The 2318-nt window shown below is 38.2% G+C and carries 2 protein-coding genes; both read right to left on the bottom strand.

The window, feature by feature from the left end; translation table 11 throughout:
- Positions 1-258 precede the first annotated feature (258 nt).
- The gene (locus tag MT390_RS19620; RefSeq protein ID WP_499442895.1) at positions 259-1311 is read right to left on the bottom strand and encodes an IS91 family transposase; all 1053 of its coding nucleotides are present in this window, start codon (positions 1309-1311) and stop codon (positions 259-261) included.
- Entirely contained in the window at positions 1308-2210 is a 903-nt protein-coding gene (locus MT390_RS19615) for a site-specific integrase (protein WP_499442893.1), read from the bottom strand. Before MT390_RS19615 ends, MT390_RS19620 begins: the two co-directional genes overlap by 4 nt.
- Positions 2211-2318 lie beyond the last annotated feature (108 nt).

Genomic DNA, 2318 nt, shown 5'->3' with positions numbered 1-2318 from the left:
TAACAAACAAGGATAGGTGTCGCGCAGCCGACACCTTATCTGGTCGTTGAACAAGCCCATCCGAGATTGCATCTTATTATAGTAAATAGTGATTTTAAAGGTAGGCTTGAGGCACACAGGTACTTTTCTTCAGGCGAGTTTCGTCATGATACAATTAATAAGGTAATTATATCAGTCTGTTACATGTTAGTTAATTGCCATTACACCTCTTTGTATTAGATTTATTCTTTTAGACTTAAAACCAATCGTGACTGCACATTAGTTTCTCAGTCGGTTCACGCCTAAAAAGAACATTTCATACTGACAAAATGGGCAAATACATACAGCATGTTTCATCACTTTTTGTTGTTTATAGACTTTGCCGACAATGACTCCAAGTAGAAGTGAAATCTTTAACCTTAACTGTTTTGCGTTGCCTCTTAAAAAACCATAATCTCTGACGCGCTGTAGCCCTTTAGGCAATACATGTTGTAAAATTAACCATAAAAACTTTAGCACTGGCAGTTTGCGCGTTTTAATGATATTGGTTTTTCCCTCTTTATATCTAAAAGTCACATGTTCATCGGTTAGTTTAATAATGTCTTTATCAGGTAAAACACCTCTATAAAGATACCGAGATAAGTATTGTAATGAAGACAAACCGAATCCCACCTTACGACAATCAACGACCCATTTTTTAGGGATCTCATCGGGTAGTGTTAGCTCTGTAGCATGATTAATTGCATCAAGCATCCTTGCTCGCCACACTTTCGCCAATGAAAAAGCGTTAAATAGATAATGGTTATCACCTTTATGCCACTGTTGTTTGCCAGCATCGTAGCGCCCACAGGGAATAATGATATGTAGGTGAGGATGTAATTCTCTTTTGCGGTTATGTGTATGCAGTACGCTGGTAAACCCTAAACTACCTTTATCCTCTCTTGATGCAAAATCTTTGAGTAAGTTCGATGTTACTTTAAACATTAATTGATATAGGGTTTTGGAGTGTTTTCGAGCAAGTATTCTGAACTCATAGGGTAAGGTAAACGTCACCATAAAATAGTGTACGGGTAATAATTTATCGGTTTGTTTGGCCAACCAATTTGATGTGGTTTGATGCAAACATTGCGGGCAACTTCTATTACCACACGATGCAAGATGTTGTTGATCATACTGACAATGCCCGCAATGCCATTGGGTGTAACGAGTGGGATCACTCTTACAATGTAACATATCAGTGATTGCACGGCGGATATCTTGCGTCAATAATCCACCATAATGTAGCTCCAATTGTTGATGGTAGCGTTCAAGTAATGTAATAAATTGACTCATAACGTCCCCCAATCAATCTGCAATTGATCTGTTAATTGATTAAGTGCCTCTACGTTGTTTTTTTGTTTGGGTGCTGTGAGTTGTGTATATCTTGCAGTGGTATTGAGATTATTATGACCTAAGAGTATTTGTAGGGAACGCAGGTCAACGCCTTGCTCTAAAAGATGCGTTGCAAAACAGTGCCGTAATGAGTGTGGGCTGATGCTCTTCTTAATGCCCAATTCAGAAATTACTTTTTTCAATGCTTTTTGAACACCACTTTTATCCATGGGGGCGTCGTCAACGATGAGTTCTTTCTTTTTACCGAAACGAGGAAATAACAACACAGGATGACGATGTATTTTCCAGTAATAACGCAAGGCATGTAATGTACGTTCGGGTAATGGTACTAAACGATCTTTTCCACCTTTTCCATTTCGTATATGAACTTGCATCATTTGGCTATCAATGTCATTCACGGTTAAACTAAGCGCTTCACTTAGTCTTAAGCCCATACTGTATAGCACTAGAAAAAAGACCTGATAACGTAAAGAGTAAGTGTGGCTAATAAGCAAACCAATTTGTTTATTAGTAATAATGTCTGGAATGCGTTTTACTTGCGGCGGTTTGACAATACTTAGCCATTCCCATTCGCGCTCAAGAGTGTATCGATAGAAAAACTGTAAGCCATTACGATCTAACTTTATGATGCTCCATGAGTGAGTTTTCAGCAATTGTGCAAAGTAGTATTTTAAATCAGCTTTGGTTAATGTATCAGGTGTACGATCGAAAAAGGAGGATATCCTACGCACGGCACGAGAGTAAGCATCAATAGTGGCAGGACGCTTACCTTGTAGTGTTAGGTTAGTTAAATGTTGTTGATATAAAAGGTCAAAGTGTTGCTTTTCTGAAGTATTCATTGCTTAAACTCCTATTAAGCATCACCGAAAAAGTGATGTAGGAAGTAAGTATGAATGAATGATATTTAAGTTTTGTTCCTTCTGCCGCAAAGCGGCTTCGTTCAACAG

Source organism: Vibrio sp. 2-Bac 85 (assembly GCF_037546705.1).
Classification (GTDB): domain Bacteria; phylum Pseudomonadota; class Gammaproteobacteria; order Enterobacterales; family Psychromonadaceae; genus Psychromonas.
The sequence above is the reverse complement of the archived record's forward strand: the minus strand, read 5'-3'. Positions and strand labels throughout refer to the sequence as shown.

Excerpts from the sequence above, each read along its gene's own strand:
- MT390_RS19620 (WP_499442895.1), bottom strand. The coding sequence starts at position 1,311 with ATGAGTCAATTTATTACATTACTTGAACGCTACCATCAACAATTGGAG.
- MT390_RS19615 (WP_499442893.1), bottom strand. The coding sequence starts at position 2,210 with ATGAATACTTCAGAAAAGCAACACTTTGACCTTTTATATCAACAACAT.